Genomic DNA, 19035 nt, shown 5'->3' with positions numbered 1-19035 from the left:
TTGTTACATAACTTTACGTTGGAGATTTTGAAAATTGTCTCGATGTCATGCTGGTTGTGACATCTGTTCATAGGGAAATTGTCCGTCCGCAGGCGCATTTCGAGAGCTGCAATAAAATGCAACGTAAGCTCACACTTCATTACAAATATCGATGCTTATTTACCTTCGCAACAACATTCACATGGGCTATAGTCTGTGCCGAGACAAAGAAGACCCGGAAGGACTCCGGAAGGACCCTCAGGTGCAAACAACAAATATAAGATTGTTGCCCCATACAGAATGCATATCTTCTTCCCCCCCGCAATGGAGACAAGCGCTGCGCGTGGTGATCTGGTTCATTTTGCTGATGGTGGCGAGCTCATCAACATGGGCGGATTCATTGCAGGTACTGCACTGGTGGAAATCCACCAGTGAGCATAAGGCTGTCGATTTTCTGGCCGGTAAACTTGCGCAAGAAAACATCGTCTGGCGCGATGCAGTGATCCCTAGCGGATCCGGTGTCAGTGCCGGGATTGTCCTGAAAAGCCGGGTCTTATCCGGTAATGCACCAGAGGTCGCGCAACTCAATGGCGTCTTGATCGGTGAGTGGGCAGAACTTGGTTTGTTGCTGGAATTTGATGCGGTAGGCAGCAATAATAAATGGGACAAAATTCTCTTCCCCAGCGTCTGGGCGCTGACGCAATCTAAAGCGCATGTAGTTGCCGCCCCGCTGGGTATTCACCGCATCAATACTCTGTTCGTTAATCGCAAGCTATTCAAAAAATACGACTTAGCCCTGCCAGATACCTGGGATGATTTCGAAATTGCAGCAAAAAAATTGCAGCAAGCCGGTGTCACCCCTCTCGCTCAGAGCAGCGAGCCCTGGCAACTGGCGACCTTATTTGAAACGCTGGTGTTATCAGAAGCAGGTGCCGGTTTTTACAACGATATTTTTGTCAAAAAAGAGCAGTCTGGTTTTTTAGATCCGCGTTTCGGTCAGGCCTTAAAGCGCTTCCGTTCCATGAAAAAATGGATGGCAGCACCGGTGCAAGATCGTTCATGGAATGAGCTGGCAAGGCAATTCGCCGATGGCGGTGCCGCGATGATGGTGATGGGTGATTGGGTCAAGGCAGAACTGAACGCATGGGGGCTGGCGACGGACGTCGGTTTTGCCTGTATGGCAGTACCACAGACCGAGAATTATCACCTCTACGATATTGACACTCTGGTCATGCTGGCAGGAGACGGCTCCCACAAAGCTGCTCAGGAAAAACTGGCGCAGATCGTTTTATCGCCTGCCGTGCAGGGAGATTACAATCAGATCAAAGGATCGGTGCCGGTTTTGCGTAATCCCGATATGAGCAAAATGGATAGTTGTGCCCGCACCTCGTGGAAATTATTTGCCCGCGGCAGTGCCGCACAAGTACCGAGTCTGGCGCATCGCATGGCGACCGATGAAATTTCTAAAGATGCGATTATCGCGGAGATTTATCGCTTTTTTATGGATGACCAAATTACCGTAAGTGATACACAGCGCCGCCTCGGCGCGATTGCCCGGTCACTGAAAAAAACTTAGGTGGCACAACATGAGTAGCACAATATGACACGCAAGATACTCGTGGTCGATGACGACCAAAAAACCAGAACCTTGTTGAAAGCGTATCTGGAAAAAAATCAATATGAGGTCAAACTCGCTCACAATGGGGAATCGTTTCTGACCGAATTTCAGCGCTATGCCGATGAATTGTCCTTAGTGATTCTGGATGTGATGTTGCCGGATACAGATGGGTTTGCCCTATGTAAGGTAGTCAGAAACCGCTCGAATGTGCCTATCATTATGCTCACCGCCAGCTCTGATGAAACGGACCGGATTGTCGGTCTGGAACTCGGTGCCGATGACTACATTGCAAAACCTTACAGCCCTCGCGAACTACTTGCCAGGATCAAGGCGATTCTGCGTCGTACAGGCAATGAAAATGCCGCTGCGCCACGCTACTATCGTTTTGTCGGATTTACTCTTGATACAGTGGAGCGCACCGTCAGCGACAGTCATGGCGAAGTGATTGCACTGACCGGTCTGGATTTTCAATTATTGAAATATTTTGTGGAACATCCCGGCGATATTCTTGACCGTAATGTGCTGTGCGAAGAAACGCGCGGTCGTGATGCGGGGCCGCTGGACCGCTCGCTTGATGTGCAGATCAGCCGCCTGCGTCTGCGCTTGCATGATGACGGCAAACAGCCTGCATTGATCAAAACGGTACGCGGTGCCGGCTATGTTTTTTCTGCCGATGTTGTCAGTACTCATGCCTAGTCCATCTCCTGGGACGTCTCTTAGTCAGTCGCTTTCTCAGCGCCTGTTACAGCGCATCCTTCCACAGTCCTTGCTCGGACGTCTGACGGTAGTGATGGTGGCAGGCGTCATGCTGACCCAGGTCGTCGGTAACGCTTTCTGGACTTCTCAGGTGCGCATAGAATCCGAGGCCGAAACCAAGGCATCCTCGCAGCACGTTGCCCGTAGTGCGGCCTCGACCATGCGTTATTTTTTTGGACTGCCTTCAAACTACCGGCCTCTGACCATTCAGCTATTCCGCGAAATGGGTGGCACCCGGTTTTTCGTCAATATCAACCAGCAACCCGTCAAACTCAGAGAGATGACGGACAACCGTCTCACTACATTGGCGGTACAGCAGATACAAACCTCTCTCAAAGAAGAGTTGCCCAAGTTATCCAAGCTACACATAGGATTTGCCTGGCCTACCGATCTGGTGGTCTCTGATGACGGATCGCTGATCAGTGAAGTCCCGGAAAAATGGGTACAACATATCCTGATCACCGAACCCAATCCCGCGCCGATACTCGTATTGCAGACAGAAATGGATGACGGTCGCTGGCTGTATATGGCGACGTTGATGCCGAATCCTTATTTCTTCAAAAGCGGTGATCCTTTTTCTCCTGACCGTGTGCTGTTGCAAGCGATGTCTCTTGCTGCAGTATTGGTGTTGTCGATACTCGTCGTGCGCTGGACTACGCGTCCGCTGGCGGCCTTGTCCGAGGCGGCACAAGCTTTTGGTAAGGGGGAGCATGCGCCACCATTGCCAGAGACCGGTAGTAAAGAGTTCGTCAAAACCGCGCGTGCATTCGGTGAAATGCGTGAGCGTATCCAGAAATATATCGATGACCGGGAACGTCTCTTCGTCTCGATTTCGCATGACTTGCGTACGCCGATTGTGCGCTTGAAATTACGCACCGAATTACTTGACGATGACGCTGTTCGTGCCGAGTTTCATGACGATCTGGATGAGCTGGATATGATGGTCAAGGGCGCGCTGCAATGCGTGAAAGACAGTGATATTTACGAAAATCCTACCGAAATACGTCTCGATGCCTTGTTAGGACGCATGGTGAAAGGTGCGCACCTGGCGGGGCATGAGATTTCGTTTAACGAATCCGGCCTGACCGTTTTTGCCAAGCCGCTGGCAATCAAGCGTGCGGTGGGTAATTTGCTGGACAATGCAATTCACTACGGCAAACAGGTCGAGATCCATGTTGTTGAGCAGGCTGACAAGATCGCGATTGAGATTCGCGACCACGGACCTGGTGTACCTGAAGATGCGTTTGCGAGTTTATTTGAACCTTATGTCAGGCTGGAGCATGGCCGCCATCAGAATGCCGCAGGCATGGGCTTAGGCCTTGGCATTACCCGCAGTATCGTACAGGCGCATGAGGGTGAATTGCAGTTAAAAAATCATCCTGATGGCGGTTTGATTGCAACGATCCTATTGCCCGGGCGGCATGAGGTTTTGGTGTCTCATTCAACAGAGCACGACGCATAAGCTCGTATACTGACTTACGCAAAAAACTAAGACCTCTCACCACAGAAACACAGAGACACTGAGACACAGAGGAAAAGCCGAGGTAGCAGTATTAGCAGGAGAACGCGGCTCCATGAAATATCGATTCAAGGGTTTTTATAATTTCTCAAAACGAATCCGCAGGCGGAATGTGCTGGTTGGCCCGAAAAACCTCTGGAAGCCGCATCCAGCCTGCGCATTCTGACAGGTAACTTGTCGTTTTTGCGTAAGCCCTGGCCTATAGTACTCATGCCAGATTCCTACAAAAAATTAGATAAGTAGGGGATATCAATATTTATGATAGCCCTATTTTAATTCCGTATTTTCCTTAATCAGCTTAGCGACCTACACTGTCAACACAGCAGATTTCAAAGGAAGTCGAAGAAGCGCTGCAGCGAAATTCATGAAGCTTCTTTTGATATTGCTTTGATTCGGTGAAGCCGGTGACAGTCGGGCGAACAGCAGTTGGACTAGCTGTTAAGCGATGGAATAAGCAAGATGTTGCTTTGTTATGAGCAATGCAGAATGTGCTTTTTCGTGCGCTTTCATGCCCGATTGACATCGAATTTTTTGCCGGATTCGAATAAAATGGCTGCTATCTCAGCCAACGCAAACTAACCTATACCCGATACCTCGCTATAGGTGACGAGCAAAATTGTGTCTTACCGGACGCGACTCATGTTCTTTGCGATCTAAATCACAAATTTTGGAGCCACTATGTCATCTGACCCCACGATGGAGTCTGCTGGACTCACGTCCGCCTCAACCTCTGCAGCGTCTGCGCTGTCAGCACTGTCAGCACTGTCAGTACCTGATAGCGCCGCAACCCCGAATTCCCCTGTTTCGCCTAACGTCAAATTGAATGACGTCAAACTCGATGATAAATATACGTCGAATAGCGGCACGATATTTTTGTCCGGCATTCAGGCCTTAGTCCGTTTGCCGATGATACAGCGCCAGCGTGATCTGGCCGAAGGCCTGAACACGGCGGGATTCATTTCTGGTTATCGCGGATCACCTTTGGGTGGGCTGGATGAAACATTGTGGAAAACCAAAAAATTACTCGAAGACAGCCACGTTAAATTTGTTCCGGGTGTGAATGAGGATCTGGCAGCAACCGCAGTCTGGGGAACACAGACCGTCGATCTGATCGGCCCTGCCAAATACGATGGCGTATTTGCGATGTGGTACGGCAAAGGCCCCGGCGTAGACCGCTGCGGTGATGTTTTCAAACATATGAATCATGCCGGCACTTCGAAACATGGCGGCGTCTTGCTGGTTGCCGGTGACGACCACGGTGCATATTCATCGACCTTGCCGCATCAGTCTGATCATATTTTTTCGGCTTGCATGATTCCTATGCTGTATCCCTGCAATGTGCAGGAATACCTGGATCTGGGTTTGCATGCCTGGGCCATGTCCCGCTACTCCGGTTGTGCTGTCGGTTTTAAAGCGCTTGCGGATACGGTTGAATCCAGCTCTTCGGTAGATGCCGATCCTTTCCGCCTGAAGATTGTCTATCCCTCTGATTTTGTGATGCCAGAAGGTGGATTGAATACCCGTCTGTCGCTGGACACGCTGGGAATACAGGCACGCAAGCAAGAAGCGCTGATGCAGGATTACAAAATCTATGCAGCGCTGGCGTATGCCCGTGCCAATAAGCTGAATCACACCACCATTGATAGCCCGCACGCCAAGCTCGGCATCGTGGCTTCTGGTAAGTCGTACCTCGATGTACTAGAGGCGTTGGAAGAACTTGGTATTGACGAACAATTCGCCGCTGAGATCGGTATTCGTCTTTATAAAGTCTCGATGCCATGGCCGCTGGAGCCTGATGGCGTGCGCGAATTTGCGCAAGGCCTGGATGAGATTCTGGTGGTGGAAGAAAAACGCCAGATGGTCGAATATCAGCTCAAAGAACAACTTTATAACTGGCGCGACGATGTGCGTCCGCGCGTGATCGGTAAGTTCGATGAAAAAGGTGAATGGGTCCATCCCCGTGGTGACTGGTTACTAACTTCCAAGGCTGATTTTTCAGTCGCCCAAATTGCTCGCGTCATTGCAGCTCGGATTGCCCGCTTCCACACCAGTGATCTGATTAAGGCACGTCTGGCTTTTTTAGAAGCAAAAGATGTGGTGCTGAACAAGGACGTGAACACGCCGCCGCGTCCTGCGTATTACTGCTCCGGTTGTCCGCATAATACCTCGACCAAAGTGCCGGAAGGCAGCCTCGCGCTGGCGGGGATTGGTTGCCATGTGATGGCGACTGCGATTTATCCCGAATTTAATAAACTCACCACGCATATGGGTGGCGAGGGCGCGCCATGGATAGGACAAGCGGCGTTTTCGACTTTGCCGCATGTGTTCCAGAATCTGGGTGACGGTACTTATTTTCACTCGGGTTATCTGGCAATCCGCGCTGCGGTTGCTGCCAGGGTCAATATCACGTATAAAATTTTGTACAACGATGCTGTCGCTATGACAGGTGGACAACCGGTCGATGGCACCATTACGGTACCGATGATGGCACAGCAAATGGCGGCCGAGGGTGTGAAGCGGATCGCACTGGTGACCGAGGATTTATCGAGATATGCTGACCGCTCCAATTTGACCGATTTTTTAACGCTGCATGACCGCAAGGACATGGACGCCGTACAGCGAGAATTGCGTGAAATCGAAGGGGCGACGGTGCTGATTTATGACCAGACCTGCGCCGCTGAAAAACGTCGTCGCCGCAAGAAGAAAGAATTCCCTGATCCGAATCAGCGCATGTTTATCAACGAGGCCGTGTGCGAGGGCTGCGGTGATTGCGGCGTGCAATCGAACTGCACCTCCATCATGCCGCTGGAAACCGAATTCGGTCGTAAGCGCACGATTGATCAATCCTCCTGCAACAAGGACTACTCCTGCGTCAAAGGATTTTGCCCAAGTTTTGTGACGGTAGAAGGCGGCACCTTGCGTAAGTCGAAAACCGGCACTGCCAAGACCGATGATTTCGGCGGATTGCCAGAGCCGGTGTTGCCAGCCTGCGCAGCACCGTACAACATTCTGTTGAATGGTATCGGTGGTACTGGTGTGATTACGATTGGTGCCCTGATTGGCATGGCGGCGCACCTGGAGGGTAAAGGCGTGTCGGTGCTCGATATGACCGGCATGTCGCAGAAAAATGGCTCGGTGACGTCCCACATCCGCATTGCCGACAACGTCGCGCGCTTACGTGCGCAGCGTATCGCGACTGGCGAGGCCGATCTGATTTTAGGCTGTGACATGCTGACTGCCGGTGCGCATGATGCGATCTCGAAGATGCGTGCTGGCCGCACTCGCGCCGTCGTCAACACGCACGAACAACCGACCGGCCCTTTCGCCAAAAATCCTGACTGGCAGTTTCCCGCAGAATCAGTCGAGCAACTGATTGCTGAGGCGGTCGGTAACAAGGTCGACTTTATCAATGCCACTAAGTTAGCAACTGCCCTGATGGGCGACTCGATTGCGACGAATCTGTTCATGCTGGGTTTTGCCTACCAAAAAGGCGCCATTCCGGTATCCGAAGCGGCCTTGATGCGCGCTGTCGAGTTAAATGGTGTTGCGATTGAGTCGAATAAAAAAGCCTTCCTGTGGGGCCGTCGTGCTGCCGTTGATCTGGCAAGAGTAGAAAAAATTGCGATCCCGTCCTCGCCTGTCATCGTGCAAATGCCACAAAGCCTGGACAGCCTGATCAAGCGTCGCGTTGACTATCTGACGGCTTACCAGAATGCTGGCTACGCTCAGCAATATCAAGATCTGGTCAGCCAGGTTCGCACAGCAGAAGCCTCGCTCGGTGCTGGCAATAAATTGGCAACCGCCGTGGCAAAGTATGCATTCAAGCTGATGGCTTACAAGGATGAATATGAAGTTGCGCGCCTGTACACCGATGGTCAATTTGCCGACAAGCTGAAGCAACAGTTTGAAGGCGATTTTTCTTTGAAATTCAATCTTGCGCCACCGCTGTTATCGAAAAAAGATGGACAGGGTCATCTGATCAAAGCGCAATATGGTTCCTGGGTCTGGCAGGCGTTTAAGCTGCTGGCAAAATGCAAAGGCGTGCGCGGCAGTAAGTTTGATCTCTTTGCTTACACCGATGAGCGCAAAGCCGAGCGCGCCCTGATCGTCAATTATCGCGAGACGATCACGACCCTGTTGAGCGGATTGAATAAAGACAATCTGGAGAAAGCAGTCGCCGTTGCCAATTTGCCTGAGCACGTCCGTGGTTTTGGTCATGTCAAAGAAAAAGCCATGAAAAACTACTATGCTGAACAGGCACGTCTGTTGCAGAAGCCGAAAGCACCTGTGATTGGTGAAATCACCCGCGCTGCCTGAGTTGCCTGGGGGTGTCTGAGTATTCGTCTTCCGGCAAATGCTTGCGGGAGGACGAATATGAGAGGTTTTTTAGATATTTTTAATGCTATCCGCAATGTTGACGTGGCTTTTCAGGTGCTTTTGGCTGGAAAGCCTCATGGATATTACGGATTGATGTTAAGAATTTTAAAAAAGACCTGATCGAGCGGGTGATATGGGCGTGAGCAAACGCCGTCTGACGTCCCCGGTTTAATGTAGTTTTTTTAGTATTTCCTTTTTAAAACGCTGAGTTGTTATTTAGATTGACGTTTACGTTAACGTCATATAACTTAGGTGATCCAACCCGAGACCGACGCAAAATTGACATGGCGCTTAATTGCACCATCCTGCATGAAGCCAGATTGACACGTGCGACCGGTATGGCCGTGAGCTGTAATACTGCCGGAGCAGTTTTGTATCCATCCTGAAATTATTAGAAAATCCAGATTGTTGAGGAAGACATGACCGACCTGTCCGTAGCCCAAAAACTGACCGAATATAAACCTGCCAATAAAGTCCGCTTCGTCACAGCGGCGTCCTTGTTCGACGGCCATGATGCCTCGATCAATATCATGCGACGCATCTTGATGGCGAATGGTGCAGAGGTCATTCATCTCGGGCATAACCGTTCTGTAGAGGAAATCGTCACCGCCGCTTTGCAGGAAGATGCGCAGGGGATTGCGATTTCCAGCTATCAGGGTGGTCATGTCGAATATTTTAAATACATGATCGATCTGCTCAAGCAGCGTGGTGGCGAGCATATCAAGGTATTTGGCGGTGGCGGCGGCGTAATCGTGCCGGACGAAATTGCCGATCTGCACGCTTACGGCGTCACGCGGATTTTCAGTCCTGAGGATGGACAGCGTCTTGGTCTGGTCGGCATGATCCTGTCGATGATACAAGCGTGTGATACCGACCTGTCGAGCTATGCACCGACGACCATCGATCGTTTGCAAAGTGATGACATCGTCGCGATTCATCGACCGCTGGCCCAGTTGATTACTGCATTGGAGAATGATCGCGTCGCACCGGAATTGCGCCACGCCTTGCATCAGGCCGCCGACAACATCACTGCCCCGGCTTTTGGCATCACCGGTACGGGTGGTGCAGGTAAGTCATCACTCACCGATGAGCTGATACGTCGCATACGTCTGGATCAGGACGATCAGCTCAATATCGCGCTTATCTCTATCGACCCCTCACGTCGTAAATCTGGTGGTGCCTTGCTTGGCGATCGCATCCGTATGAATGCGATTAACCCCTGGGGCGGCAAGCTCAAGGTATTCATGCGTTCACTGGCAACGCGCGAAGCCGGGTCTGAAATTTCTCAGGCACTGCCTGATGTCATCGCCGCCTGTAAAGTTGCCGGCTTTGATCTGGTGATTGTCGAGACTTCTGGTATCGGTCAGGGTGATGCGGCAATCGTCCCGCATGTTGATTTGTCGATGTATGTCATGACACCAGAATTCGGTGCTGCGTCGCAATTAGAAAAAATCGACATGCTGGATTTTGCCGATTTTGTAGCCATCAATAAATTCGATCGCAAGGGTGCACAGGATGCCTTGCGCGATGTGGCAAAGCAGTACCAGCGTAACCGGGAAATGTGGACCAAGAAGCCGGATGAAATGCCGGTCTACGGGACGCAGGCATCGCGCTTTAACGATGACGGTGTCACTGCCTTGTATCAGGGTATCTTGCCTGCGCTGGCTGAGCGCGGCCTGAAAATTACGCCGAGTAAACTCGCGCCAGTCAGTGCCAAATTCTCCAGCGGAAAAAACGTTATCGTACCTGCCGCAAGGACACGCTATCTCGCCGAAATCGCCGATACCGTACGTCAATACCATAAGCACACCGGTAAGCAAGTCGTCTTTGCCCGCGAGCGCCAGCAATTGCAAGAGTCATCCCGCATGCTGCGTGAGTCGCTGGATAAAGTAGGGCGCAACGCGGCTGTGTTAGGGGATAAGACGCCCGGCTCGCCGCTGGAGACGCGTTTACGTGAAAACGATATTCTGTTTGAACTGAATACGCTCGCAGAAGAAAAAGACGCCCACCTCGACGCCGAATCTAAAAAACTCATCGCCATGTGGCCCGACATGCAGGCCGCCTACTCTGGTGATGAATATGTCGTTAAAATTCGCGACAAAGAAATCCGCACCCAGCTTGTCAGCAGCACCTTGTCGGGCACCAAAATCCGGAAAGTTGCGTTGCCACGTTTTGTCGATCATGGTGAAATCCTGCGCTGGCTGATGTTAGAAAATGTTCCGGGTTCCTTCCCGTTCACGGCCGGTGTGTTCGCATTCAAACGCGAAGGCGAAGACCCGACCCGTATGTTCGCAGGTGAAGGGGATCCTTTCCGTACCAACCGCCGTTTTAAACTAGTGTCGCAAGGCATGGATGCCAAGCGCCTGTCCACTGCATTTGATTCGGTGACTTTATACGGTGCTGATCCGGCGATTCGCCCTGACATCTATGGCAAAGTCGGTAACTCAGGTGTGTCGGTGGCAACTCTGGAAGACATGAAAGTCTTGTACGACGGTTTTGACCTCTGCGATCCGGCGACCTCGGTGTCTATGACGATCAATGGTCCGGCACCGACGATTTTAGCCTTCTTCATGAACACCGCGATTGATCAGCAAATGGCCAAGTTCCGCGCTGACAATAAGCGCGAACCGACAGCGGACGAAGCAGCCAAAATCCGCGCATGGGTCTTGATGAATGTACGCGGCACAGTGCAAGCCGATATTCTGAAAGAAGATCAGGGTCAAAACACCTGCATCTTCTCGACTGAGTTCTCACTCAAAGTCATGGGCGATATTCAAGAATATTTTGTGCATCATCAGGTGCGCAATTTCTACTCGGTATCGATCTCCGGCTACCACATCGCCGAGGCGGGCGCGAACCCGATTTCGCAATTGGCATTCACCATGTCGAACGGCTTCACTTTCGTCGAAGCCTACCTCGCACGCGGCATGCATATTGACGATTTCGCCGCCAACTTGTCCTTCTTCTTCAGCAACGGCATGGACCCCGAGTACACGGTCTTAGGCCGCGTGGCACGTCGTATCTGGGCAGTCGCCATGCGCGACAAATACGGTGCGAATGATCGTAGCCAAAAACTGAAATACCATATTCAAACTTCAGGCCGCAGCCTGCACGCACAAGAAATCGACTTCAACGATATCCGCACCACATTGCAAGCCCTGATCGCAATCTACGATAACTGCAATAGCCTGCACACCAACGCCTACGACGAAGCGATCACCACACCGACTGACGAATCCGTGCGTCGCGCTCTGGCGATCCAGCTCATCATCAACCGCGAATGGGGCCTGGCGAAAAACGAAAACCCAATTCAAGGCAGCTTCATCATCGAAGAACTTACCGACCTGGTCGAAGAGGCGGTCATGCAAGAATTTGAACGTATCGCAGAACGTGGCGGTGTCTTAGGCGCCATGGAAACTGGCTACCAACGCGGCAAGATTCAAGAAGAATCCATGCACTACGAACACCTGAAGCACGACGGCACCTTACCGATCATTGGCGTCAACACCTTCCGCAATCCAAAAGCCAACGATACCCCACAAAAAATCGAACTAGCCCGTTCGACAGATGAAGAGAAACAATCCCAATTATCTCGTCTGGCAGATTTCCATCAACGTCACGCCCACGAAGCGCCAAAAGCACTGGCCGCATTGCAACAGGCAGCGATCAATGATGAAAATGTCTTCGCCAAATTAATGGACGCCGCGCGCGTCTGTTCTTTGGGACAGATTACGACGGCGCTGTTTGAGGTAGGGGGGCAGTATCGCAGGAATATGTAGTAGTCAAAAATGTAGGGCGGGTACAACCCGCCGATTTCGGTAATAATTTACATCCTCAAAACGGCGGGTTGCACCCGCCCTACAAAGCTATCCGTCTAAATGAAAGTGAATTTGTGGCTCAGAATAAAAAGGCATTTTCATTATGCACGGAATGAGACTTAACAATGCATCCGACCGGGACGCACGATGTTCCCTTACCATTTAATTTAAACATTAGGTGCCTTATCCCGTGACAAACGAATCTATCATTCGCCAGTGGCCGGAGATTCGGCGAGTCGTCGAACTTGGGCAGCGCTCCTCTCTGTATTGCTCAATCGGAACGGTGGACAGAGACGGAGTGCCAAACGTCACGCCGATTGGCACAGTATTTTTGAACTCGACTCCTGGTGGGTTCTTCTTCGACCGATACACGAGCGCGTTGGCAGCAAACCTTGAGTCGAATAATCGCATCTGCCTGCTCGCGGTTGACTCACGAAAGACCTTCTGGCTGCGTTCACTTGTTCTTGGTAGATTTAGTAGTCCGCCGGGCGTTCGGCTTTACGGCACGGCCGGCCCGTTGCGCGCGGCAACTGAAGACGAATTGCAGCGCATCGAAGCCCGAGTACAGACCGTAAAGCGACTGAAAGGTGGTCGTCTGCTATGGTCGAGTTTCACCCATGTCCGTGACCTCAGTTTTTCATCCTTCAGGCCAGTAAGCTATCCCATTATGATGGAAGAGCTGTGGTAATCGGACGCCTAACTCCTCCTGCGGAGCGCCAGCGGCACACCACCGTCGTGTAGCCACGTAGGGTGGGTGCAAGCCGCGCTGTAAATCACCATCGTGAGTTCTTGAAAATTCTTACGGCGCGGATCGCACTCGTCCTACAATGCTGAATATTTGATCAATATAACCAGAGACACGCAGTATCCATGCGGCTTTCCAGCGAGTTAAAACAAATTGTCTATTTTTAATTTGTCGGTTATCTTTGCAAAATGAAAATTAAATCAAGTTAGGCGTCGCAATACACCCCATGAGTGACTACGGTCTGCAATCTGTACCGACAGGAAGGTCTGTCCACTTCATCGACGAAGAGCCAGTCGCAGAAGACCTGCGCGAGCTTGTCGAAGAGCTTCGCGTCAAGCAAATACTCGTCGTCTATCTCGACTGCGCCGAATACGTGGACAAGACGTGGGAAATTCCGAATGTCATTGGCTACGCCGCCGGAACTGACCACCCGCCCTACGATGAAGAACACGAACCCAATTGGGTGAGATGGTGGGACGATTTGCTGTCGCTCGGCAGCCGCTCGACAGGTCTCGTGATCATCCTAGACAATGCTTCCCCCTTGTTCAACGCAGACAGAAAATTCATGACGAACTTACTTGAGAACTTTCTCCACGGCCAACGAAGCTGGTTCAATCGCGATGTTCCATACCATTTGTGCTTCCAAATGGCCCCTTGTCCTGCAGTGAAGGCAGTCTTCAGTGGCACTTCGAACAGCGACGCCTAACCCTTCCTTCAAGCGGACGGGCCTACGGCCCGCCGCTTAAGTCAAACGTTAAACATCAAGCATGACGACACCATACGTTTACGATAAAGCCAAATATCATTACGAGAGTATTGAACAGCTCGGTCTTCCTGAGTCTCATGCGTGTAATCACACCGTGCCAGTCCTTCGATGGTTTATTGAGAACGATTTAATGAGTGATTTTTTTACGTTGGAGTGCGTAGAACAATTATCTTCTTTCAAGAATAGACAACTTTCTGCTCATGCACTCTACGAGTGGTGGGATTGTTGTTTAATTAGTGACATGGTTTCAGATAAGGGAAATGCCTTTGGAATGTTTTATTTCGATTTTGAGAAGGGTAAATATATTGCAGACTACAAGGCAGCTCTTCAAGGTAATCTACCCTCGGAATTCCATGTTGTTTTTACAGAAGAAAATTACCAAAAACTAAAAAATGTAATTGATGTGCGTTATTCGAACTGGCTGATGTCAAAAAAATCTTGGTGGAAATTTTGGAATTAATGTTTAACATGCTATTCGAAAATCATGCGCGCATAAACGCTTACTTTAAAGTTACTGATCGGTGTGCTCTTCTTTCAATTCGATGTTAGGGCTCGGATGCCATCCCACCATCCAACGCCACAAGCGTCGTCTGCACCAATGATGTCCTCTTTACCTGCAGAGGTTCGCGTGCAAGTTCATCTTGATCGGGCTTCGGAACTTGACCTCGACCTACTGCGTAACGTGTGTAAGTCCCTCGTCGCTAACGAACGTAGTATCGCTCTTAGCAAGATCGAAGTCATGTAGAGCCATGTAGGGCGGGTGCAACCTGCGCTGTATATCACCCCAACGATTTATCGTTCAAATATTCTTTCAATCATTACATCACCATCGTGAATTCTTGAAAATTCTTACGGTGCGAGTTGCAACCGCCCTACAAGGCTTAAAGCCGTGATATTTTGATGTATCTGATGAGTCATAATGCGCGGCTTATCCTGCTTTTATATTGGCCTTTGTAAACTGAGTCATCATGATACAAGCACACAGACAAATCCTCGTACTGCTATTTACTGCAACATTCCTACTAACGGCGAGCGCCAGTGAGAGTGCCGATGTCGCTAAGCTCAGGTGCGGCTGGTTTCACAATCCATCACCTCAGAACGCATCACTTGTTGACCGCGATGGCGAATGGCTCATCAGTACCCAAGGTGGGACGCAAGCCGACGGCGACTGGCCAGAATTCGGGGCGTCGCAATGGGTTCGTACCAACAACAATTATGGCTATGGCTGCGCATGCATCAAGCTTGTTGCCAATTCAGAGTCACATGAGGTAACCAAGATTATCTTTGCCAAAGCAAAGCCACTCAGTGCCTGCCGCAACGACCGTGCACTCAAGAAACCTGCGAGCTAACTGTTTATTTCTCGCCAGTTGTTATTGGCCATATAGGGTGGGTGCAACTCGCAAATGGTTGTATGTGCAGGTTTGTCATGCACTGACCCTTTTGGCTTCAAGTAACCTCATGCGTCGACACAAAAACATGCCGCTCAATTACTAGCATCGTTAAAAAAGCCTCGACTCTGGATGCACCACCATCAACAGGATGGTGCAAACAGATCATTGTTAAAAAGCGTACCGAATGCTCTTACAGCTTGCCTGATGACAAACTGCAACGCCTATAACGCAAACGTTCGCACACTAGGTCGAGCAAACGCGGTTTTGCGGAGGTGATGTTTTTGCCCATTTGGTTATACTGGATATTTGATCAATATAACCAGATACACGCAGCATCTATGCGGCTTTCCAGCGAGTTGAAACAAATTGTCTATTTTTAATTTGTCGGTTATCTTTGCAAAATGAAAATTAAATCGCGTTAGGTTGCTATGCGTTACGTCCCGCTATACATTTTGGTCTTTGCTCTCTGTCACAGCGCATTTTCGGCTGACTTAACAAAGGTTGAATGCGAGAAGGTTGGTGGCACATCCACAAAAGCCGGATGCTTGATGCTTAACGATGCAGATAAATCAAAATACACAGGCAAAGAAATTTATATGCCGGGTGAGGAGGAGTGCAACTGCCAAGGAGGACGCTGGCACAAAGAACACGGTTGCTTGGCAAAAGTCTCTGAGAACGAATGCAAAACGCTCGGTGGTGTAGTTCATCAAGAGCTCGGGTGCATTCAAAATCCGACCAAAGAGCAATGCCAAGTGTCAGGGGGAACTTATCAAGACGGAAAGTGCACCTTGGCTCCGCAGACCACAACGCAACCTAACCCTGCAGTCAACCGGACCTGCGCGAAAAGCCGCGCAGTCTGGTTACCTTGAACGTTGGGCGTCATGAATTCAGGTCCACCTGTCATCGTTACCGTGAGGGAGCCCGCTGCTGCCTCGGCCGAGGAGCTTTCCGCGTTCAGGCAGTTCGTGCTCGAAGGCGGGGAAGTCAATCCGCAAACTCTGCCTGGCCTTGTCTTGCGAGCACTGTCGCTAGCGCTCGCGAGAGTCGGCGAAGAACTTGTTGCTGTTGGGGCAATCAAGCGGCCGAATCCGGGCTATCGTGCCGGCGTGTTCGCAAAGGCACAGGTGCCACAGAACCCTTCCAGATTCGAGTTTGAACTCGGTTGGATCTATGTTCGCCCTTCTGCACGTGGCAAGGGTGTCGCAAGTGTTCTTGTCGGAGAACTCGCTTCTTCGCTCAACAGTGCACCCGCGTACGCGACGTCCAGGGTGAACAACGAACGGATGCATGCGGCGCTCAAGCGGTTCGGTTTTCAGCCTGTTGGGTCTCCATATCCGTCGCAACGGAACGAACCTGACATACAACTGTTTCTCCGCGAATGACGCCCAACCCTTCCATCGAGGGGACGTGCGACATCTGGCTTCGCCAGCTGTCGCCCGCCCCTCATGTCAAACGTTAGGCGTCGAACAATATGCCGAATCGCCAGCTCAAGCCAGAGGAACTCGTTCTTGCAAACGCCGTGCTCGCGGAGATCCGCGTCCGCCTGGAGGCGTTGAGCAACGGGGACAGAGAGCTTCTGTTCGCGTATCGTCGCAAAGTGTTCAAGGAACTCACCTACGACGAACGCGACAAGCCAGCGGTTCGCCGCAAGCTGAAAGACTTCAAGTGGAAAGAGCAGCGTGGTCTTTGCGCGATTTGCGGGAAGGAACTACCCGAAAGTTACACCGTACTCGACAGAACGAACGCAGTCGATGGCTACACGAAAGAGAATACACGCCTCATTCACCAAGACTGCGATGTAGCGCACCAAGTATCAAGAGGCTACGCATAGCGCGGCAAGCACAAGTGCTACTCTCTCCGCTGGCGGGCCGACGCCTAACCCTTCCATTGAGGGGACAGCTTCCGGCCTCCAGCTGCCCCTCATGTCAAACGTTAAATTTCAATGAAAAGAAACCTTCAACCTCTAGATAAGGACTTGGCTGCAAAGATATCTACCGTGGAATCTATGGTGCTCCGTGCTGACATAGAAGCTACATGATCATTGCGCCACTCGTTACGAACGGCAGGCGTGAAGCTGCTGGAAGCGTAGTTTTAGCACCTTCGGCATTCAATCCTGCCTAGGTCGAGATCGGTGTCAGTATTGCAGCGATGGGTAAAGAATTAAAAAAATCCCGGGACAACCCGGGATTTTTTGTATCAATGAGTTATTTCTCGATTTGAGCATTGCAATTCAGGAAATAAATAATGTGTCGGAAAATTTTACATACTGAGTTATTTTCTATGAAAATGTAACCGGTCAGTTACACTTTTTGTGAGGTAAGCTTTTGATTTGTAAAAGATATTTTTACGGGATGTAACAATTGGTCTGCTTATTGCTTTAGGGTAGGTAAAGCATGCTTCATTGTTGGCGATCAGATGCTTTTATTATTTTAATAATCAAACAAACTCAGGGAAAAAAATGTCCTTATTTTCTAAATTTAAAGCTGCGATGCTACTGTCTGTAGCCATGCTGGTTGGTGCGTCTGCCAATGCTACGCCAATTTTCAACAACGGTTCTTACACTACGAATATCGGTGGATATTGCTCTTCATGCGGTTCTGCGGGTCAATACACGATGTTTGATGATTTCACGCTGACGAACGCTTACAGCAATTTGCAAGTTGAATGGGATGCGAGTTTTTTTCATCCTTTGAGCACAAACATTATTATTAAAATCTGGTCAGGTAATAACACTGGATTGTTGTACACGAAAAATACTAATTTTGTGAGCAACGACTATTACACAGTGAACACAGGCAGTATCAATTCCCAAGCCAATATTACGACCGCATTTACTCTGACAGGCGTTAATCTGTCTGCAGGTACTTATTGGTTGTCTTTGTCTGGCGACGATATGCACTTCCAGGGCACAGGTAACGGTAGTCAAATTGGAGCATCTCAATTAGGTACCGGATATGCACCAAACCAAGGGTTAAACATTCCATTCAGATTGTTTGCAACTAACGCCGTTCCAGAGCCGTCAGGTCTGTTCTTGTTTGGCTTAGGTCTGCTTCTGTTTGTCAGCGTAAGACGCTTTGTAAAATAAACGGTTGTACTCGTTAGCAAAAAATCCCGGACTGGTTCCGGGATTTTTTATGTGCGCGTACATCTGAGTTGTGGATATCGAAATGGCTTTCAATTTTTTAGCTTTACACAAATAAGCTCTCCATTTGCTTCAGGTGCGATTACAAGTGTGAGAAGTGCTAAAGTAGATCAATATTTTTACCGCAAGATAATCTTCATCAACTTTCTCGCCTACGCCTGACTAACAGGTTTTGCTTATGCTCCTTTCTCTGACCGACAATATCTGGCATGTTCAGCATGCATTTGTTGTGAGCGGTGTGCCGATCACTTCGCGCATGACGATTATCCGGCTGACGAGTGGTGCACTTTGGGTGCATTCACCAGTGCCTGTCGATAGCGCAACTAAAGCGCAGATTGATGCCTTGGGGCCTGTCGAATTTATTGTTGCTCCGAGTAAGGCACATCATTTGTTTGCGAAAAAATTTGCTGAACACTATCCTTCTGCCAATTTGTTCGGAGCGCCGGGACTTGCTGATAAGCGACCTGATTTAACGCGCTTGCAAACTTTGGCACCTGAGCCTGGGATATGGGCGCCGGAATTGGCTTATTTACTTTTTAACGGCATCCCTTTTGCCAACGAAACGGTGTGGTTTCACATGCCGACCAAGACCTTAGTTCTGACCGATCTGTGCCAGTGGTGGCAGGGTGATTTGCCGTGGCAATCCAGATTGTGGAATGGGTTAACAGGCGTTCGCCAGCGCTTTGATGTGCCGAGATCGGTGAGGATGCTGGTGCGTGATAAGGCGGCGGCCAAAGTGAGTGCTGGCAAAATATTGGAGTGGCCGATACAGCGTATCGTCATGGCACATAATTCTGTCATTGAGCAGGACGCACACAATGAACTGCAGCGTGCGTTCCGGCATTTTCTGTAGCGAATTAGAAATAGTATTTGTGTGAGTTTGGTATTTCTTAGAAAACGTTGCGCTACTTTTCTACGAATCAA

At 50.2% G+C, this 19035-nt stretch carries 13 protein-coding genes; all 13 read left to right on the top strand.

What is annotated here, in order from left to right:
* Positions 1 to 322: 322 nt before the first annotated feature.
* The 13 genes from ACO0K4_RS01980 to ACO0K4_RS01920 all read left to right on the top strand — a co-directional run bounded on the left by ACO0K4_RS01980 (position 323) and on the right by ACO0K4_RS01920 (position 18964).
* On the top strand, positions 323 to 1555 hold the full coding sequence (locus tag ACO0K4_RS01980; RefSeq protein ID WP_422954917.1) for an ABC transporter substrate-binding protein: 1233 nt from the start codon (positions 323 to 325) through the stop codon (positions 1553 to 1555).
* A 24-nt stretch (positions 1556 to 1579) separates the two neighbouring features.
* Positions 1580 to 2293 (top strand): response regulator, encoded by a 714-nt coding sequence (locus tag ACO0K4_RS01975; protein WP_422954916.1) that lies wholly within the window; start codon positions 1580 to 1582, stop codon positions 2291 to 2293.
* Positions 2286 to 3815 carry an ATP-binding protein gene (locus ACO0K4_RS01970; protein WP_422954915.1) on the top strand — a complete coding sequence of 510 codons (1530 nt, stop codon included), beginning with the start codon at positions 2286 to 2288 and terminating at the stop codon, positions 3813 to 3815. Before ACO0K4_RS01975 ends, ACO0K4_RS01970 begins: the two co-directional genes overlap by 8 nt.
* A gap of 735 nt (positions 3816 to 4550) precedes the next feature.
* Positions 4551 to 8189, top strand: coding sequence for an indolepyruvate ferredoxin oxidoreductase family protein (locus ACO0K4_RS01965; RefSeq protein WP_422954914.1), 3639 nt, complete (start codon positions 4551 to 4553; stop codon positions 8187 to 8189).
* Between the two features lie 479 nt (positions 8190 to 8668).
* Positions 8669 to 12028, top strand: a complete 3360-nt coding sequence (gene icmF, locus ACO0K4_RS01960) for a fused isobutyryl-CoA mutase/GTPase IcmF (RefSeq protein WP_422954913.1) — start codon at positions 8669 to 8671, stop codon at positions 12026 to 12028.
* A 229-nt stretch (positions 12029 to 12257) separates the two neighbouring features.
* Complete coding sequence (locus ACO0K4_RS01955; RefSeq protein ID WP_422954912.1) at positions 12258 to 12755, top strand: pyridoxamine 5'-phosphate oxidase family protein; 498 nt, start codon at positions 12258 to 12260, stop codon at positions 12753 to 12755.
* 283 nt (positions 12756 to 13038) lie between these two features.
* Positions 13039 to 13518, top strand: coding sequence for a hypothetical protein (locus ACO0K4_RS01950; RefSeq protein ID WP_422954911.1), 480 nt, complete (start codon positions 13039 to 13041; stop codon positions 13516 to 13518).
* A 61-nt stretch (positions 13519 to 13579) separates the two neighbouring features.
* Complete coding sequence (locus ACO0K4_RS01945; RefSeq protein WP_422954910.1) at positions 13580 to 14038, top strand: hypothetical protein; 459 nt, start codon at positions 13580 to 13582, stop codon at positions 14036 to 14038.
* A 508-nt stretch (positions 14039 to 14546) separates the two neighbouring features.
* Positions 14547 to 14927 (top strand): DUF4087 domain-containing protein, encoded by a 381-nt coding sequence (locus ACO0K4_RS01940; protein ID WP_422954909.1) that lies wholly within the window; start codon positions 14547 to 14549, stop codon positions 14925 to 14927.
* Between the two features lie 923 nt (positions 14928 to 15850).
* Positions 15851 to 16351 (top strand): GNAT family N-acetyltransferase, encoded by a 501-nt coding sequence (locus tag ACO0K4_RS01935; protein WP_422954908.1) that lies wholly within the window; start codon positions 15851 to 15853, stop codon positions 16349 to 16351.
* A gap of 89 nt (positions 16352 to 16440) precedes the next feature.
* The gene (locus tag ACO0K4_RS01930) at positions 16441 to 16800 is read left to right on the top strand and encodes a hypothetical protein (RefSeq protein ID WP_422954907.1); all 360 of its coding nucleotides are present in this window, start codon (positions 16441 to 16443) and stop codon (positions 16798 to 16800) included.
* A gap of 627 nt (positions 16801 to 17427) precedes the next feature.
* Positions 17428 to 18054, top strand: a complete 627-nt coding sequence (locus ACO0K4_RS01925; RefSeq protein WP_422954906.1) for a PEP-CTERM sorting domain-containing protein — start codon at positions 17428 to 17430, stop codon at positions 18052 to 18054.
* A 235-nt stretch (positions 18055 to 18289) separates the two neighbouring features.
* Positions 18290 to 18964 carry a DUF4336 domain-containing protein gene (locus ACO0K4_RS01920; protein WP_422954905.1) on the top strand — a complete coding sequence of 225 codons (675 nt, stop codon included), beginning with the start codon at positions 18290 to 18292 and terminating at the stop codon, positions 18962 to 18964.
* Positions 18965 to 19035 lie beyond the last annotated feature (71 nt).

Source organism: Undibacterium sp. RuTC16W, from assembly GCF_049339445.1.
In the GTDB taxonomy this organism is placed as follows: domain Bacteria; phylum Pseudomonadota; class Gammaproteobacteria; order Burkholderiales; family Burkholderiaceae_D; genus Undibacterium.
Note: the sequence above shows the minus strand (reverse complement) of the source record. Positions and strands in the feature narration are given on the sequence as shown.

What these genes read in the sequence shown, in the direction of transcription:
- ACO0K4_RS01975 (WP_422954916.1), top strand. Translation starts at nt 1,580, where the DNA reads ATGACACGCAAGATACTCGTGGTCGATGACGACCAAAAAACCAGAACC.
- ACO0K4_RS01970 (WP_422954915.1), top strand. Translation starts at nt 2,286, where the DNA reads ATGCCTAGTCCATCTCCTGGGACGTCTCTTAGTCAGTCGCTTTCTCAG.
- ACO0K4_RS01965 (WP_422954914.1), top strand. Translation starts at nt 4,551, where the DNA reads ATGTCATCTGACCCCACGATGGAGTCTGCTGGACTCACGTCCGCCTCA.
- icmF (WP_422954913.1), top strand. Translation starts at nt 8,669, where the DNA reads ATGACCGACCTGTCCGTAGCCCAAAAACTGACCGAATATAAACCTGCC.
- ACO0K4_RS01950 (WP_422954911.1), top strand. Translation starts at nt 13,039, where the DNA reads ATGAGTGACTACGGTCTGCAATCTGTACCGACAGGAAGGTCTGTCCAC.
- ACO0K4_RS01945 (WP_422954910.1), top strand. Translation starts at nt 13,580, where the DNA reads ATGACGACACCATACGTTTACGATAAAGCCAAATATCATTACGAGAGT.
- ACO0K4_RS01940 (WP_422954909.1), top strand. Translation starts at nt 14,547, where the DNA reads ATGATACAAGCACACAGACAAATCCTCGTACTGCTATTTACTGCAACA.
- ACO0K4_RS01935 (WP_422954908.1), top strand. Translation starts at nt 15,851, where the DNA reads ATGAATTCAGGTCCACCTGTCATCGTTACCGTGAGGGAGCCCGCTGCT.
- ACO0K4_RS01930 (WP_422954907.1), top strand. Translation starts at nt 16,441, where the DNA reads ATGCCGAATCGCCAGCTCAAGCCAGAGGAACTCGTTCTTGCAAACGCC.
- ACO0K4_RS01925 (WP_422954906.1), top strand. Translation starts at nt 17,428, where the DNA reads ATGTCCTTATTTTCTAAATTTAAAGCTGCGATGCTACTGTCTGTAGCC.
- ACO0K4_RS01920 (WP_422954905.1), top strand. Translation starts at nt 18,290, where the DNA reads ATGCTCCTTTCTCTGACCGACAATATCTGGCATGTTCAGCATGCATTT.